The organism is Buttiauxella izardii (genome assembly GCF_003601925.1).
GTDB lineage: Bacteria > Pseudomonadota > Gammaproteobacteria > Enterobacterales > Enterobacteriaceae > Buttiauxella > Buttiauxella izardii.
The window spans coordinates 1-569 of sequence record NZ_QZWH01000070.1 but is presented as its reverse complement, the minus strand read 5'-3'; the positions used below and the strand labels follow the sequence as shown (position 1 = coordinate 569).

Annotated in this window: 1 protein-coding gene; it reads right to left on the bottom strand. The window is 56.9% G+C overall.

The window, feature by feature from the left end:
• Nucleotides 1-58: 58 nt before the first annotated feature.
• A partial coding sequence (locus D6029_RS22090) for an integrase core domain-containing protein (RefSeq protein WP_147365259.1) occupies nucleotides 59-569 on the bottom strand: 511 nt, incomplete at its 5' end.

Sequence of the window (569 nt, the reverse complement as noted above, 5' to 3'; positions counted from 1 at the left end):
TGTACGACCGGCCACATAGGTTACAGATCAGACCGGTCACACAGGTAACACATTCTGCCTAATCTATCCGGATGATACTTTGCTTACGTCTGTCGTAGTAAGCAAGGTCCATCCGGTTAAATATTATCGCTTCAAGCCCTTCCTCACGTTCCTCCAGCATCACATATTCACCCCGCAGCGCCTGATTCAGGAATAACCTTTTGCCAATGTAGATGTCGCCTTTGGAGCGCACCCGGTACACTTTCGCCCCTTCGGGATAGCTCACCTGCGGCGTTTTTCCGTCCCATTTTCTCGGCGACGGCACCCAGATACCTCCCGGCGTCAGACCGCCCAGCGCCTCGTGCGGCCGCTCCCGGTTAAATTCTTCACGATAGCTGTCGAACCAGGCCTGCTGTTCCTCAAGCGTCGCCCGGCGGTTACCGAAGCTCAGGCTGTGTTTCAGCGAACGGTGCATGCGTTCGTGGCGACCGTTCTCTTCCGGATGCCCTTTGCGGATACGCTCTGGTCGGATACCGAGCTTAATCAGCCAGACCGCGAGCCGGCTCAGTCCGGCAATACCGGTGCCGGCA